The sequence below is a fragment of the Actinokineospora lacus genome (assembly GCF_053813445.1).
On sequence record NZ_JBQERA010000010.1, the window covers coordinates 155,355 to 170,314 of the forward strand.

14 protein-coding genes are annotated in these 14,960 nt (G+C 71.1%); 9 read left to right on the forward strand and 5 right to left on the reverse strand.

From position 1 onward, the window contains the following. The first annotated feature begins 5 nt into the window (after positions 1 to 5). From ACTG9Q_RS24100 to ACTG9Q_RS24110, 3 genes are read left to right on the forward strand one after another with little or no spacing between them, the layout of a single operon-like run. Positions 6 to 1,028 carry a FecCD family ABC transporter permease gene (locus ACTG9Q_RS24100; protein WP_455575154.1) on the forward strand — a complete coding sequence of 341 codons (1,023 nt, stop codon included), beginning with the start codon at positions 6 to 8 and terminating at the stop codon, positions 1,026 to 1,028. Then, positions 1,025 to 2,089 carry a FecCD family ABC transporter permease gene (locus ACTG9Q_RS24105; protein ID WP_455575155.1) on the forward strand — a complete coding sequence of 355 codons (1,065 nt, stop codon included), beginning with the start codon at positions 1,025 to 1,027 and terminating at the stop codon, positions 2,087 to 2,089. Before ACTG9Q_RS24100 ends, ACTG9Q_RS24105 begins: the two co-directional genes overlap by 4 nt. 22 nt (positions 2,090 to 2,111) lie before the next feature. Next, positions 2,112 to 2,915, forward strand: coding sequence for an ABC transporter ATP-binding protein (locus ACTG9Q_RS24110; protein ID WP_455575156.1), 804 nt, complete (start codon positions 2,112 to 2,114; stop codon positions 2,913 to 2,915). Here ACTG9Q_RS24110 and ACTG9Q_RS24115 read toward each other — a convergent pair. The 3 genes from ACTG9Q_RS24115 to ACTG9Q_RS24125 all read right to left on the reverse strand — a co-directional run bounded on the left by ACTG9Q_RS24115 (position 2,895) and on the right by ACTG9Q_RS24125 (position 6,466). Then, positions 2,895 to 3,755, reverse strand: a complete 861-nt coding sequence (locus tag ACTG9Q_RS24115) for a siderophore-interacting protein (RefSeq protein WP_455575157.1) — start codon at positions 3,753 to 3,755, stop codon at positions 2,895 to 2,897. The genes ACTG9Q_RS24110 and ACTG9Q_RS24115 overlap by 21 nt on opposite strands. 128 nt (positions 3,756 to 3,883) lie before the next feature. After that, positions 3,884 to 5,311 carry a rifampin monooxygenase gene (gene rox / locus ACTG9Q_RS24120; RefSeq protein ID WP_455575158.1) on the reverse strand — a complete coding sequence of 476 codons (1,428 nt, stop codon included), beginning with the start codon at positions 5,309 to 5,311 and terminating at the stop codon, positions 3,884 to 3,886. A 180-nt stretch (positions 5,312 to 5,491) separates the two neighbouring features. Further along, complete coding sequence (locus ACTG9Q_RS24125; RefSeq protein ID WP_455575159.1) at positions 5,492 to 6,466, reverse strand: DMT family transporter; 975 nt, start codon at positions 6,464 to 6,466, stop codon at positions 5,492 to 5,494. 72 nt (positions 6,467 to 6,538) lie between these two features. Here ACTG9Q_RS24125 and ACTG9Q_RS24130 point away from each other — a divergent pair, with 72 nt between their 5' ends. The 4 genes from ACTG9Q_RS24130 (at position 6,539) to ACTG9Q_RS24145 (ending at position 8,970) form a co-directional block, all read left to right on the forward strand. Further along, on the forward strand, positions 6,539 to 7,453 hold the full coding sequence (locus ACTG9Q_RS24130) for a LysR substrate-binding domain-containing protein (protein WP_455575160.1): 915 nt from the start codon (positions 6,539 to 6,541) through the stop codon (positions 7,451 to 7,453). 275 nt (positions 7,454 to 7,728) lie between these two features. Next, positions 7,729 to 8,082: an ArsR/SmtB family transcription factor gene (locus ACTG9Q_RS24135; RefSeq protein ID WP_455575161.1), complete on the forward strand. Its 354-nt coding sequence runs from the start codon at positions 7,729 to 7,731 to the stop codon at positions 8,080 to 8,082. Beyond that, a complete protein-coding gene (locus ACTG9Q_RS24140) occupies positions 8,066 to 8,560 on the forward strand; it encodes an SRPBCC family protein (RefSeq protein ID WP_455575162.1) in 495 nt (164 codons plus the stop codon). The genes ACTG9Q_RS24135 and ACTG9Q_RS24140 overlap by 17 nt, the downstream gene beginning before the upstream one ends. Continuing rightward, entirely contained in the window at positions 8,557 to 8,970 is a 414-nt protein-coding gene (locus ACTG9Q_RS24145) for a VOC family protein (protein ID WP_455575163.1), read from the forward strand. The genes ACTG9Q_RS24140 and ACTG9Q_RS24145 overlap by 4 nt, the downstream gene beginning before the upstream one ends. Before the next feature lie 212 nt (positions 8,971 to 9,182). On the opposite strand, the gene ACTG9Q_RS24150 is transcribed toward ACTG9Q_RS24145, so the two are convergent. Then, positions 9,183 to 12,743 (reverse strand): discoidin domain-containing protein, encoded by a 3,561-nt coding sequence (locus ACTG9Q_RS24150; RefSeq protein ID WP_455575164.1) that lies wholly within the window; start codon positions 12,741 to 12,743, stop codon positions 9,183 to 9,185. A gap of 267 nt (positions 12,744 to 13,010) precedes the next feature. Here ACTG9Q_RS24150 and ACTG9Q_RS24155 point away from each other — a divergent pair, with 267 nt between their 5' ends. Together ACTG9Q_RS24155 and ACTG9Q_RS24160 are read left to right on the forward strand one after the other, a co-directional pair. Next, entirely contained in the window at positions 13,011 to 13,478 is a 468-nt protein-coding gene (locus ACTG9Q_RS24155; RefSeq protein WP_455575165.1) for a hypothetical protein, read from the forward strand. An 11-nt stretch (positions 13,479 to 13,489) separates the two neighbouring features. Further along, on the forward strand, positions 13,490 to 14,245 hold the full coding sequence (locus tag ACTG9Q_RS24160) for a hypothetical protein (RefSeq protein ID WP_455575166.1): 756 nt from the start codon (positions 13,490 to 13,492) through the stop codon (positions 14,243 to 14,245). A gap of 116 nt (positions 14,246 to 14,361) precedes the next feature. Here the strand turns inward: ACTG9Q_RS24160 and ACTG9Q_RS24165 are convergent, their stop codons facing one another. Continuing rightward, entirely contained in the window at positions 14,362 to 14,844 is a 483-nt protein-coding gene (locus ACTG9Q_RS24165; RefSeq protein ID WP_455575167.1) for a hypothetical protein, read from the reverse strand. Positions 14,845 to 14,960: the final 116 nt, after the last annotated feature.

A 14,960-nucleotide genomic window follows, 5' to 3' on the forward strand; every position in this document is an offset into this window, starting at 1 on the left:
ACCGCATGGCAGTCGAGTCCCCTCCGGTGAAGCGCGGGCCCGCGCGCGTCACCGGGCTGCTCGCCGCGCTCGGCGTGCTGGTGCTGGCCATCGCGCTGAGCACCTGGGTGGGGCTCAAGGACATCCCGTTCTCGACGGTGTTCACCGTCCTGCTCGACGGCGACGGCTCCACCGCGGCGGTGACCATCCGCGACGTCCGCCTGCCCCGGGCCCTGCTCGCCGTGCTGGTCGGCGCGGCGCTGGGCCTCTCCGGGGCGGTCATGCAGGCCCTCACCCGCAACCCGCTGGCCGACCCCGGCCTGCTCGGCGTGACGATGGGCGCCTCCACCGCGGTCGTGCTGGCGATCTCCTTCGCCGGGGTGGGCAGCGTGCTCGGACACGTGTGGTTCGGCATGGCGGGCGCCGCGCTGGCCGCGTTCGTGGTGTACGCGCTGGGGTCGGCGGGCAGGCAGGTCGCCACACCGGACCGGCTGGTGCTGGCCGGGGCCGCGGTCTCGGCGGTGCTGCTGGCGGTGAACTCGGCGGTGCTGCTGCTCAACCCCGCGGCGTTCAACCAGTTCCGCTTCTGGAACGTCGGCTCGTTGGCCGGGCGCGAGGTCGGGGTGCTGCCGACGGTGGTCTGGTTCCTCCTCCCCGGGATCGTCGTCGCGGCGCTGATGGGTCGCGCGCTCAACGCCCTGGCGCTGGGCGACGCGGCCGGGCGCGGCCTCGGCGCGAACGTCGGGCTGATCCGCGGGCTGGGCGCGGTCGCGATCACCGTGCTGTGCGGGGCGGCGACGGCGGCGGTGGGCCCGCTGGTGTTCGTCGGGCTGGTGGTGCCGCTGGTGGCCCGGCTCATCGTGGGCGCCGACCAGCGGTGGGTGCTGGCCTACTCCGCGGTGCTGGCGCCGACGCTGCTGGTGGTCGCGGACGTGGTGGGCAGGCTCGTGGTGCAGCCGGGGGAGCTGCAGGTCGGCATCGTCACGGCGGTCCTGGGCGCGCCGGTCTTCATCGCGCTGTGCCTGCGGAAGCGGGTGGGGAAGTGGTGACCGCCCAGGTGACCTCCGGCCGCGTGACCTCCGGCGTGCTCGTGCGCGGTTTCGGCGGGCGGGTCAGCTTCCGGGTGGACCCGCGCGTGCTCGTCGTGGCCGGTGTCCTGGTGGCGCTGGCCTGCGTCGTGTCGGTGCTGGCCATGACGATGGGACGGGTGTCGCTGAGCGTGGGGGAGGTGGTCGCCGCGCTGCTGGGCGGCGGCACCCCGGTCTCCGAGACGGTGGTGCTCAGCCTGCGGCTGCCGCGGGCGCTCACCGGGCTGCTGGCCGGGGCCGCGCTGGCCGCCAGCGGCGCCCTGCTGCAGAGCATCACCCGCAACGTCCTGGGCAGCCCGGACTTCGTCGGGATCACCACCGGGTCGGCGACCGGCGCCCTCGTCACGATCATCCTGCTCGGCGGCGGGCTCCACCAGACCTCGGTCGGCGCCCTGGTGGGCGGCCTGGCCACGGCCGCGGTCATGTACGCCCTCGTGCTGCGCCGCGGGCTGCAGGGGTTCCGGTTCGTCCTGGTCGGCGTCGGCCTCTCGGCGCTGCTGCTCGCGGTGAACGCCTACCTGATCACCCGCGCCACCCTGTACGACGCGCTCGCCGCGCAGGAGTGGCTCACCGGCAGCCTCAACCTGCGCACCTGGCCGCAGGTCATCGCGGTCGCGGTGGCGGTCGCGCTGCTGCTGCCCCTGGGCGCGCTGTGGTCGCGGCGGCTGACCGTGCTGGAGATGGGCGACCCCATCGCGGGCGCGCTCGGGGTGCCGAGGCAGAGCACGCGGCTGGTGCTCATCGCCGCGGCGACCGGGCTCGCCGCCGTGGCGACCGCGGCCACCGGCCCGATCGCCTTCGTCGCCCTCGCCGCCCCGCAACTGGCCCGCGCGCTGACCCGGGCCACCGGGCCCGCGCTGCTCACCTCCGCGCTGATGGGCGCGGTGCTGCTCGGCGCGAGCGACCTGGCCGTCCAGCGGATCTTCGGTTCGTCGCAGCTGCCCGTCGGCATCGTGACCAGTGCCGTCGGCGGGCTCTACCTGGCCTGGCTGCTGGCCGCGCGCTGGCGCGGCCGGTCATGACCCATCGGAAGAAGGCGGCATTGTGACCCGGTTGACCGCGGAGAACCTGACCCTCGCCTACGACCGCCGCATCGTGGCCAGCGCGCTGGACGTCGTCATCCCGGACGGCTCGTTCACCGTGATCATCGGCCCGAACGCCTGCGGCAAGTCGACCCTGCTCAACGCCTTCGCCCGGTTGCTGGCGCCCACGGTCGGCCACGTCCTGCTCGACGGCCGCATGATCTCCGACTACCGGTCCAAGGAGGTCGCCCGGCGCCTCGGGCTGCTGCCGCAGTCCTCCACCGCGCCCGGCGGGATCACCGTCGGCGACCTCGTCGCCCGCGGCCGGTACCCGCACCAGAAGCTGCTGCGGCAGTGGTCGCGGGCCGACGAGGACATCGTGCGCGAGGCGATGGTCCGCACCGGGGTGCTCGACCTCGCCAACCGCCCGGTCGACGAGCTCTCCGGCGGGCAGCGCCAGCGGGTGTGGCTGGCCCTGGTGCTCGCCCAGCAGACCGACATCCTGCTGCTGGACGAGCCCACGACGTTCCTCGACATCGCCCACCAGTTCGAGGTGCTCGACCTCTGCGCCGACCTCAACGAGCGCGAGGGCCACACCCTGGTGGCGGTGCTGCACGACATCAACCAGGCCTGCCGCTACGCCACGCACCTGATCGCGCTTCGGTCCGGCGGGGCCGTGGCCGCGGCGGGCAGGCCCGCCGACATCGTCGACGCCGACCTGATCGAGGACGTGTTCGGCATCAGGGCCAGGGTGCTGGACGACCCGGAGACCGGCACGCCGATGATCGTGCCGCTCGCGCGGACGTCAGCCCCGAGCCTGGCCTAGCTTCCAGTAGCCGGAGAACGACACCTGCCTGCGGTCCATGCCGCACTCGTGCAGCAGGTGCCTGCGCACCTTCGCGACCAGGCCCGCCTCGCCGCACAGCCAGGCGAAGTCGGCGTCGGCGGGGGGGTCGGCGGCGAGTGCTTTGAGGATCTGGTCGCCGTGCTCGCCTTCACGGCGGAGCACGACGGGCTGCACGGCGCTGGCGATCGGGTCGATGTCGAAGTCGGCGGCGACCTCGACGTAGACGCGCAGGTCGGGAACGTCGGCGGGCAGGGACTCCAGGATGGCCGAGAGCGCGGGCAGCGCGGCCTCGTCGGCGACCAGGACCTGCGGGTTCACCGTCGGCGCCTGGTAGCCGGAGCCGCCCGCGCGGAAGCCGACGACGTCGCCCTGCCGGGCGGTGGCCGCCCAGCGGGTGCCGGGACCGCCGTGTTCGTGGAGCACGACGTCGACGTCGATCTCGCTGACCGCCGGGCGGTGCGCGCGCACGGTGTACCAGCGCAGCTCGGGCCGCTCGTGCTCGGCGACCCGGTGCACGGCCTGCCGGGTGTTGAGCCGGTGCGGGTCGGGCATGACGAGGCCCGCGGCGGGGCGGGGGAGGAGCAGGCCGAAGTACTCGTCGGGCCCGGTGACCCGGAAGTCGGCGAACTCCGGGGCGTGGAGGGTGATCCGGCGCTGGTAGGCGCTCAGCTCCTCGGTCCCCCCGACCCGCGCGGTGAACTGCACCGGCGCGTCCCGCCTGCGGGCGGGCGCGGTGACCAGTGCGTTGACCTTGTCGACGAGCTTCATCTGCAGCCGATCCATCCCGTGCTGGCCGAGCATCCGGCTCTCCCTCCCCATGGCTTAGGTGAGCCTAACTTAAAAACCCGACCTCGACCACGCGCCACCGTGCCCGCTCTCGTCACACCGCCCAGGGCAAAGCGGCGGGCGCTGCCGGCAGATTCATGACGACAGCGCCCGCCGCGCGCTCAGTTGACCGGGCCGCCGAACCACGTGGGCAAGTGGTCGAGCAGGTCTTGCTGGTTGTCGCCGACCCAGGCCACGTGGCCGTCCGGTCGCAGCAGGACGGCGGGGGCGTCCAGTTCCTCGCTGACGTCGACGACGTGGTCGACGCGGTCCGACCAGCCCGCCACCGAGAGGGTGCCGGTCTGGTCGAGCAGGAGTCCGCGGCCGTCGCGCATCAGCTCGTAGAGGCGTCCTCGCTTCAAGTCCACGTCGCGCAGGCGCCTGCCGAGCAGGTCGTGGCCCTCGCCGAAGTCGTAGCGGACGCCGACCGCGGTGATCTTCTCGATCAGGTACCGGTTGACGTTCTCGAACCTCATCAGCTCAGCCAGCAGCCTGCGCACCGCCTGGGGGCCCGGCTCCAGGGACATCAGTTCCGCCTGCGCGCGGGTGCTGTCCAGCACCGAGGCGGCGACCGGGTGCCGTTCGGCGTGGTAGGAGTCCAGCAGGCCCTCCGGCGCCCAGCAGCCGATCTCGGCGGCCAGTTTCCAGCCCAGGTTGAACGCGTCCTGGATGCCGAGGTTGAGGCCCTGCCCGCCCAGCGGCGGGTGGACGTGCGCCGCGTCGCCCGCCAGCAGCACCCTGCCGACCCGGTAGCGCTCGGCCAGCCGCGTGGCGTCGCTGAAGCGGGACAGCCAGCGCGGGGAATGCACGCCGAAGTCGGTGCCCGCGAACACCTGGAGCTGCCGCTTCAGCTCATCGAGGGTCGGCGGGACCGAGCGGTCCTCGGCCACCCCCTCGGCGGGCACGACGATGCGGTACACCCCATCCCCGGACGGTCCCGCGCCGAACCCCTTCTGGGTCTCGCGGACCTTGGCCACCACGGCGGCCAGCGTCTCCGGGTGCTCGGTCACCTCCATCTCGCCCAGCAGCCACTCGGTCTTGGCGGCCTCGCCGGGGAAGCCGACACCGAGCAGCTTGCGCACCGTGCTGCGGCCGCCGTCGCAGCCGACGAGGTAGCGCGAGCGCACCCGCGTGCCGTCGGCCAGTTCGACGCTCACCCCGTCGTCGTCCTGGCTGAGGCCGACCAGCCCGCACCCGCGTCGAATCTCGGCGCCGAGCCCGGTGGCGTGCTCGGCCAGCAGGCGGTCGGTGGTGGGCTGCGGGATGCCCAGGACGTAGGAGTGCGCGGTGTCCATCCGCTCGGGCCACGGCTCCGCGATGCCCGCGAAGTACCCGCCGAACACGAACTTCGTGCCGTGCTCGAGGAACCGCTCCAGCAGACCGCGCTGGGCCATCACCTCGATGCTGCGCACGTGGAGGCCGAGCGACCGGACCTGCTTGCTCGGCTCCGCCTCCTTCTCCAGCACCAGCACACGCACGCCGTGCAGCCGCAACTCGCCCGCCAGCATCAAGCCGGTCGGTCCGCCGCCCACCACGATCACGTCGATCACGAATCCCCCACTCACCGAAGTATGCGTTCCAGCCAGCTGTCGCACGACAGGGCGCGGATGCGTTTCCGCAGGTCCTGGCTTCGGCCGGAGATTCTGCAGCACACCCTGGGCCTTGCCGCAAGACCCCCTGTGCGCTATAAGTTGAAGAGGGCAGGGGGCGGCCTTCGCCCACTGACCGACTCACGCGTCACTCGTCCGGCTGGCGGCGACCGGCTGCTTCGGACCGTCGGGCCGGGGTGAGCCTGCGTCCCGGTTCCCGGGCGGTGTCCGTCTCACCTGTACGACGGCTACGGACGACAGGATCAGCAGGCCACCGGCCAGCTGTACGGGGGTAAGGAACTCGCCGAGCGCGACCGTCGCCAGCACCGTGGTGACGACCGGCTCGAACGTGGACAGGATCGCCGTGGTCGAAGGCCCCGTGCGCTGCAGGCCCGCGAAGAAGGTCAGCATCGCCAGGACGGTGGACACGACCGCGATGCACACGAGCCAGAACCACCCCCGCGGCCCGAAGCCGAGATCGATCCCACCGGTCACGGCGGCGCGGGCGGCCAGGGCGAAGGTGGCCCCGGCCATCACCAGAGCGGACAGCGCCACCGGTGGCATCCGGTGCACGACGGTATCCGCGACCAGGATGTAGACGGTATAGGTGAGAGCGGAACCGAACGCCAAGATCGCCCCGAGCGGGTGGAACTGCATACCGCCGGTACCGACAAGGACGAGCAGCGTTCCGCAGCAGGTGGCCACCAGCGCGACGCACCGTCCGGGCGTCAGGCGGTCCCTGCCCGTCAACGCGGCCGTGAGGGTGACCAGCACCGGGTAGGTGTAGAAGACCAGCGACAGCAGCGAGGCGTCCATCAGTTCCAGGGCGGAGAAGTACAGGCTCGCCTGGGTGGCATACCCAAGCGCACCCAGCCCCAGGGCCAGTACCAGCAGACCCGGAGCCCTGCGTGCGGGACTCATCGCCCGGCCAGGGCTCGTCGGGTGGCGTCGCGGACCCGGTCGCGGAAGCAGCAGCATCGTCAGCAGGACGGCGGCCAAGCCGAAGCGCACCAGCAGCAGTGCACTGGGTGAGACGCCCGCGGCGTACGCGAGCTTGCCGAAGATTGCCATGGCGCCGAAGCACGCGGCTGACAGCAGGCACAGTGCGGGACCCATGCCTCCAGCATCAGCGCGTCCACCCGTCAGGTCCAGCGACGATTCACACACCTGATTGATTAGGATTCCCGCATGATTATCTGGGACCTCCGGCGACTGCGCCTGCTGCGCGAGCTCGAGCAACGAGGAACCCTCGGCGCGGTGGCCGTGGCCCTCGGATACAGCCCCTCCTCGGTGTCGCAGCAGCTGGGCATCCTGGAGAAAGAGGTCGGCACGCGCCTGCTGGAGAAATCCGGCCGCGGCGTGCGGCTCACCGACGCAGGGCACCTGCTCGCCCACCACGCCGGTGTCCTGCTGACAGCAGGCGAGGCCGCGTCGGCGGACCTTGCGGCACTGGCAGGGGAGACACGGGGCACCGTCCGCGCGGGCGGCCTGCAATCAGCGACTCGTCGACTACTGGTCCCCGCGGTCGCGCGCATGATGGTCGAGCACCCGCGGGTGCGCACCGAGGTTTCCGAGCTCGAGCTCGAACAGGCGCTGCCAGACCTGCGACTCGGAGCGCTCGACCTCGTGATCAGCGACGAATACGACGGTCACCCACGTCCCCGACCCGCGGGCCTGCGGTTCACGCTGCTGCACGAGGAACCGCTCAAGCTGGTCCTCTCACCCAGGCACCCGCTGGCCGAACGAGGGGGACCCGTCGCCTTGTCCGCACTGCGGAATGCGGCCTGGGTGGTTTCCGATCGCGGGACCGGCCATCACGACATGGTCGTGGGGAACTGCCGCACCCTCGGCGGCTACGAGCCCGACCTGCGACACCGCTCCAACGACGCCGACGTCCAGCTCGAACTCGTACGCACCACCGGAACCGTCGCGCTACTGCCTGCACTGACTCTCCCCACCTCGGACGCGGCTCTGACGATCCGTGACATCGCCGAACAAGAGCTCAAACGGCGACTCCTCGTCGTCCTCCGAGAAGGCCCCTCAGCTCCCGCGCTCAGGGCCTTCTTGACCGTCGTGGAAGACCAGGCTCGCAATCTCGCTTAGCACGCGATAATCTCCCGGCGGCCAGCATCATACTATTAACTATTCACTATCAAGATAAATTGATAGTTTCACAACGACTTCGCCAAGTAGGAGCGGCACGAACGAAAGTAAAGATCAAAAGCAGCACCTACAGGAGGGGGACTTGGGGCGGCAGCGTTGAGTGCGGTGGTGACGCTGGCTGTGGTGGACGCCTACGCGGGGATGTTCGACGAGGTTGACGGCGGGCCGGTGTGCAGGCTATAAAACCAAATGGTTATAGAACTGCGAGGTTATCAATGAGCGCAGACGTGTTGGACGCGACGTTCGCGGCGTTGGCCGACCCGACTCGGCGGGCGATCCTGGCCCGGTTGGCGGTGGGGGAGGCGACGGTGACGGAGCTGGCCGAGCCGTTCGCGATGAGTCAGCCCGCCGTGTCCAAGCACCTCAAGGTGCTGGAGCGGGCCGGGCTGGTGTCGCGGGGGCGGGACGCGCAGCGTCGGCCGTGCCGGTTGGAGGCGCGGCCGCTGCGGGTGGTGGCCGAGTGGCTGGAGAGCTACCGGGGGCGCTGGGAAGGGCGCTTCGGGCAGCTCGACGCGCTGCTCGCCGAGTTGGAGCAAGCAAAGGATGAGGGACATGTCGGTAATGCGTAACGTCGGCGAGGTGTCGCTGGCCACGCCGTCGGCCACCGAGATCGTGCTGACCAGGTCGTTCGCGGCGCGCCGGAGCACGGTGTTCGACGCGTGGACCAAGCCTGAGCTGCTGCGCCGCTGGTTCGGCGCGGACGGCTGGCACCTGGTCACCTGTGAGATCGACCTGCGGGTCGGCGGCGCCTGGCGGTTCGTCTCGCGGGGGCCTGGTGGTGAGGAGATGGGCCACGGCGGGGTGTACCTGGAGGTGGACGTGCCCGCGCGGCTGGCGCAGACGGAGTCCTATGACGACCAGTGGTTCCCGGGGGAGGCCAACCAGGCGCTCGACTTCACCGAGGCCGGCGGCGCCACGACGGTGACGATCACGATGTCGTTCCCGAGCCAGGAGGTGCGGGACGCGGTGATCGCCTCGCCGATGCGCGAGGGCGTTTCCCAGGGCATGGCGCGCCTGGACGCGGTGCTGGCGGGGGTGGCGGCGTGAACTGGACGCTGGAGGTCATCGTGGTGCCGGTCTCGGACGTGGCCAGGGCCAAGGATTTCTACGCTGGCACGCTCGGTTTCGCCGTCGACCACGACACCGTGGTCGGCGAGGGGCGGCGGATGGTGCAGCTGACCCCGCCCGGCTCGGGTTGCTCGATCGTGGTCAGCGACTTCCTGGTCGACACGCCGCCGGGGGCGCTCAGGGGGCTGCAGCTGGTGGTCAAGGACGTCCGCGCGGCGCGGGTGGTGCTGGTGGAGCGCGGGTTCGACCCGGGCGAGGTGATGCTGGTGGGTCAGGAGGGGATGCGCCCGGCGGCGGAGGGCGACGACCTGAACAACCAGGGCTTCCTGTTCTTCACGGACCCGGACGGCAACGGCTGGGCGGTCCAGCAGATCACCGCGCGTTCCTAGTGCCCCGACCCGGAACCTTCACCATGTCTCGACACGCCCACGACGCGCCTGGCCGCGTTGCCGCAACGCCTCCGTACAACCAGTACGACGCCGTCCCGGCGCCTTGCCAGCCACGCCGTGGACACGCCGATACACGGCCAAGGTTCCGGGTCGGGGCACTAGCGGGGCCGGGTGCCGCCGGACCGAGGGGGTCCGGCGGCACCCGCGCGCGGTCAGTTCACCGTGATGGTGAAGGTGGATGTGGTGTTCTTGATGTTGGTGTGGTTGTTGCTCATGCGCAGGTTGGTGAAGGTGACCGATCCGACGGCGGGGCCTTGGCCCGCTTCGGGCATCTCGTTGGCCCAGATGCCGAAGCCGGACTTGGCGTCCCAGGCGTCGCCGCTGCGCTGGGCGCCGCTGATGGAGATGTTGGTGAAGGTGGTGTCGCGGACGGGGAACTGGGGCTGTCCGCCGGAGTAGTTGGTCTGGAACATGATGCCGCTGTAGGTGGGGTCGATGATGTCGATGTCGGAGACGCGGATGCCCTGGAAGACCTTGGAGGCGGAGAACACCCAGATCGCGGGGAAGGTCTGGTTGCCCCAGAAGTGCCCGCCCGCGCGGACGATGGAGATGTTCTCGATGCGGGTGGGCGGGCTGGCCCCGAAGCCGTTCATGGGGTAGCCGAAGTCCAGGGAGCTGATGGTGATGCCGGAGTAGACCAGGGTGTCGGCGATGTGGATGTTGCGGAAGGTGTTGGCGTAGCCGCCGTAGACGGCGATGCCCGCGGCGCGCCAGGTCAGGATGGAGGTGAGGTTCTCGTAGACGTTGTCCTTCATGTCGGCGCCGCCCGCGTCGATGGCGGAGAACAGGGCGAAGCTGTCGTCGCCTGAGGCGCGGGACTCGTTGTTGACGACGTGGTTGTTGGTGGAGCCGTTGGTCATGTTGATGGCGTCGGCGAAGATGTTGCGGATGCGGCTGTTCTTGATGGTGACGTGGTCGGTGTTGGCGCCCCAGTAGAGGCAGATCTGGTGTTCGGCCCAGATGTCGTCGATGGTCATGTTGGCGACGTTGGCGAAGTCGAAGACCTTGCCGGGGCCGTCGATGCGGCTGGTGTAGTTGCCGAAGTAGGCGAATCCGGCGAAGGTGGAGCCGTTGGCGGTGGCGTCGGCGCGGAAGCCGACGTCGGTGTTGTCCTGGTTGGCGGGGGCGTGGAAGCGGGTGTACCAGGGTCCGGCGCCGATGATGCGGACGGCTTTGCCGTAGACCTGGAACTTGCTGCTGGTCTGGTAGTCGCCGCGGGGGAGGTAGACGCCGGTGAGGGTGCCGGTGGTGTCCATGCGGACGCGGTCGATGGCGTTCTGGACGTCTTGGTGGGTGGTGCCGGTGGGGACGGCGTAGCGGGCGGGGTCGGGGTTGGCGCGGGGGGTGGCGTTCTCGAGGCTGATGAAGTCGATGGCGTAGGTGCTGGTGTTGGCGGGGTCTTTCTGGAGCTTGATGGTGCTTCCGGCGGGAACGGTGGTGTCGAGCAGGAGGTTGGCTTCGTCGTAGATGTGGCGGGGGCCGCCGGAGCCGGGGTTGTTGTTGGGGCTGGCCTCGGCGCCGTAGAGCCAGGCGTAGCGGGAGGTCAGGGGGATGGTTTTGTGGAAGGTGTTGTTGATGTAGACGTTGAGGGTGGCGTTGGTTCCGCCGCCGCCGGGGGCGTCGGGGATGGAGAAGCGGGTGACGAGGGTGTTGGTGGTGGCGCGGGTGGTGAACTGGACGTAGGCGCCGGTGGTGTTGAGGGTGACGGCGCGGCGGCCGGAGGCTTCTCCGGCGAGGTCGCCGACGGTGCGGTTGGGGCCGACGCGGGTGGCGCCGCCGCCGGTGGTGGCGTCTTCGGCTTCGTACATGTCGTAGGGCATGTTGGCGCCGCGGCCGACGTAGAGGGGGTGGGTGGTGGTGTTGTTGGCGCGTTTGACGGGGAGTTCGTTGGTGTCGTCGGCGAGGACGGTGCGGATGGTGTGGCGGCCGTTGGCGGCGGTCCAGGTGCCGAGGGTGACGGGGGCGGTGGTGGCGCCGGGGGCGATGGCGCCGGTGTGGGCGGCGGTGAGGGTGCGGATGGTGGCGCCGGTGGCGTCGAGGATGGTGAGGGTGATGCCGTGGGTGCCCGCGGCGGTGGCGGTGGTGCCTTGGTTCTTGATGGCGACGGTGAAGGTGACGGTGTTCCCGGCGGCGGGGTTGGTCGGTGACCAGCTGACGGGGGCGGCGATGATGTCGGAGCTGGCGACGGGGGTGACGGTGACCGGGGTGCCGGTGTGGGAGTTGTTGGTCTCGTTCTGTTCGGTGACGGTGTTGGCGGGGTCGACGGTGGCGCTGAGCGGGTAGGTGCCCGCTTCGCGGGTGCCGATGCCGGTGGTGGCGGTGGTGGTGGCTCCGGCGGCGAGGGCGGGGACGGTGGCGGTGCCCGCTTGGGTGCCGCCGAGTTGGAAGGCGGTGGTGGTGGCGGGGGAGGCGACGGTCCCGGTGTTGCGGATGGTGGCCGTCAGGGTGATGGGGTTGCCTTCCACGGGGGTGGCGGGGCTGGCGGTGACGGCGGTGATGGTGAGGTCGGGGTTGGGGGCGGGGGCGCCGATGACCTGGAGTTCGGCGACCTGTCCCGCGGGGGCGCCGCTGTTGGCGGTGAAGCGCAGGCGGAGGTCGGCGGTGGTGGCGGCGATGGGGATGGTGACGAGGTTGCTGGCGGCGGGGTCGAAGGTGTGGGTGCGGGCGGGGGAGAGGGTGGTGAAGCCGGTGGCGGACTGCTCGCGGCCTTGGATTTCGATGGTCTGGGTGCGTCGGGCCCAGATGGGGTCGGGGTTGAGTCGGATGACGACGGAGCTGAGGCGGGCGTTGCTGCCCAGGGCGACGGTGAGGGTGGCGGGTTGGGTGTCGCCTTCCCAGTAGGTGGCGGTGTTGGCGTCGGTGGCGTTGGCGGCGACGAAGGTGTGGATGTGGCCTGAGGCGGTGATGGGTTTGCCGGGGGCGAGGTCGCGGTCGGTGGTGGAGCCGCCGCGGGTGACGGTGTTGCTGTTGGGGGACTGGTTGCCCGCGGCGTCCTTGGCGCGGACGAAGTAGGTGACGGCGGAGCCGGTGGGCTGGGTGTCGGTGTGGGTCAGGGTGGTGGCGGGGACGCTGGTGCGCAGTTCGTTGTTGGCGTAGATGTCGTAGCCGGTGACGCCGACGTTGTCGGTGGCGGCGGTCCAGGTGAGGCGGATCTGGCCGGTGGCGGGTTCGGTGTAGGCGAGGTTGGTGGGGGCGGTGGGGGCGGTGGTGTCGCCGCCGGTGGGGCCGTGGACTTCGAATTCGGCGAGTTGGGCGGCGGGCCAGGCGGTGTTGGCGGTGACGGTGACGCGGACGTAGCGGGTGCTGACGGCGGGGAAGGTGATGGTGACGGTGTTGGCGGTGGCGGGGGTGAAGGTGTGGCCGCGGGTGGCGGTGAGGTCGGTGAAGGTGGTGCCGGTGGTGCTGCCTTGGACGATGAGGGTTTGGGTGCGGGCTTCCCAGTGGGTGGGGAGTTTGAGCACGACGCGGTCGACGGGGACGGCGGCGCCGAGGTCGGCTTGGGCCCATTGGGGGAAGGCGTTGTTGCGGCTTTCCCAGTAGGTGGCCTGGTTGTTGTCGCCCGCGTTGGCGGCGAGGTAGGGGGTGGTGGCGCTGCTGGCGGTGATGGTGGCCGCGGCGGCGAGGTCGGGTTCGGCGGCGGCGGTGCCGCCGGGGGCGAGGACGGGGGTGAGGGCGACCGCGAGGACTGCGGCCAGCAGGTGACGCGCTCTCATCCATACTCCCTGAATTACGAGATCATGCTAGGAAGTTGCACCGCGCTGTAGGTTTCTTGCGGCAGGGTGCTCCAGGGTTACAGAAGCGTGACGAGCACGTCAATGACGGGTACGCCCGGTGATGACCGGGATGGTGATGGCAGCGGTGGGTAGCGGTTGCGCCCAATGGCCCAACCCCGGCCCCGCGCCGTTTCACCCCGCGATCGCGGGGGTAGCCCAGTTCACGACGTCAACACGCGACTTTTCCTTTCCGACCAAGGAGATCCGATGTCCACTGGAGCGATAATCGGCATCGTCGTCGCCGCGATCGTCGTGCTGGCCCTGTTGGTCCTTGCCGCCGTCCTCATGCGACGCAAGCGCTCGACCCTGGAGTTGAAGCCACTGCAGCCGCAGGCCAAGGCGCAGTTCGCCCAGCGGTGGGCGCTGGCTCAGGAGCAGTTCGTCGACCGGCCCGGCGCCGCGCTGGCCGAGGCGGAGCGCATCGTCACCGACGTGATGACCGAGCGCGGCTACCCGGCGACCGTCGACCACGACCGCCGCGAGGCCGACCTGGCCCGCGGCAGCAGCGTCGGGGAGAACTACCGCGCCGCGCACTCGGTCCTGGCGCGCAGCACCGATCACGACGGCGCGGTGTCCACCGAGGACATGCGCGAGGCGATGGTCCGCTACCGCACGCTGTTCCAGGACCTCATCGGCGAGAGCACCGGCCACAGCCCCGCCCGCGCGGGCCACTAGGAGGCGCCACCATGCCCAACACCACCGACCGCGACGGCGAGCGCGTGACGCCCTCCCCCCGCGAGCGCGCTGTCGACCCCCACCAGTCCGCTGACCCCCGCCAGGCCACTGACCCGAGGCAGGCCACTGACCCGAGGCAGGACGACTGGCGCCAGGCCGTCGACCCCCGCCAGGGCGTCGACCCCCGCCAGGGCGAGGGGCGCCAGGCCGTCGACCCGAGGCAGGGCGCCGAGGCGCGCCAAAGCGCTGAGGCGCGTCAAGCCGCCGACTCGCGGCAGACCGTCGACGGGCGCCAGGGTGCCGACCCGCGGCGGGGCGCCGACGGGCAGCAGACACCCGACCCGCGCCAGGCCGACGCCCGGCACAGCTCCGAACACCGCTCGGACGCCACCCACCAGGAGCCCGGCCGCGCCCGTTCCGACGAGCGCTCCACCCCGGGTGAGGCGGGCACCGACGCCCGCCACGCAGGCAACGGCACGCGTGAGGGCAAGTCCCCGGCTGCCGCCGCCGGGCAGCAGCGCAAGCAGCTGTTCACGCCCCAGGAGGCCGAGAGCTACCGCAGCCGCTGGCACCGGGTGCAGGGCGGTTTCGTCGACGACCCGGGCGAGGCCGTCGAGGAGGCCGACAAGCTGGTCGTGGACGCGCTCAAGTCCCTCGCCGAGCACAAGCGCACCCTGGAGGGCTGGCGCGAAGGCGCCGAGACCGAGGACCTGCGCCAGGCGCTGCGCAGCTACCGCGCGTTCCTCGAGCGCCTCCTGGAGGTCTGACCAGGACCGCCGAACACCCTCGAACACCGGCCGGGCCGCGGGCAACCGCGACCCGGCCTTTTCGCGTGCGGATCAGCGCACTGGGGTCCAGCGCACTGGGGTCAGCCGCAGTGGGGTCAGCCGCAGTGGCGGTCGGCCCACTTCTGGTGGGCGATCCAGCCGCCACTGTTGACCCGCGCGCCGAAACTGATGCAGGAGTTCGGCGCGTAGATGCGCACCGGGCCCGCGTAGTAGGCGAAGGAGTGGGCGCAGTCGGCCTTGCGCGTGGCGGTGTCGGTGAAGCCCGAGCACAGGCTGGTGCTGCCTGCGTTGGGGATGTCGGAGGCGGACTTCGAGACCGCCACCGCCATGCCCGCTGCCTGTCCCCATGAGCCGCCGCGGGTGCGGTTGACCACGCAGTTGGTGGTGCCGTTCTCCAGGTACACGTCGACCTGGGCGAAGCCGTTGCCGTAGGTGTACTCGCCCACGAGCGTGCCGTTGCAACCGTGCGCCGCCGCCGCGGGCGTGGCCCCGGCCACCGCGCCCGCCGCCATCAGCATCGCCGCCGCCACGGCGGCGAGCGGGCGAACGCCCCTGGTGCGGTTCTGTGCGCCGAACATCGGAATCCTCATCGCGACCTCTCTGTCGTTGTGCGCCGAAGGTGTCACGACCGTGTGCTGCCGCCCCGGCTTCCCAGGATGGTGCGCCCTCTCCACGCCCTGACGCCGACGTTCGG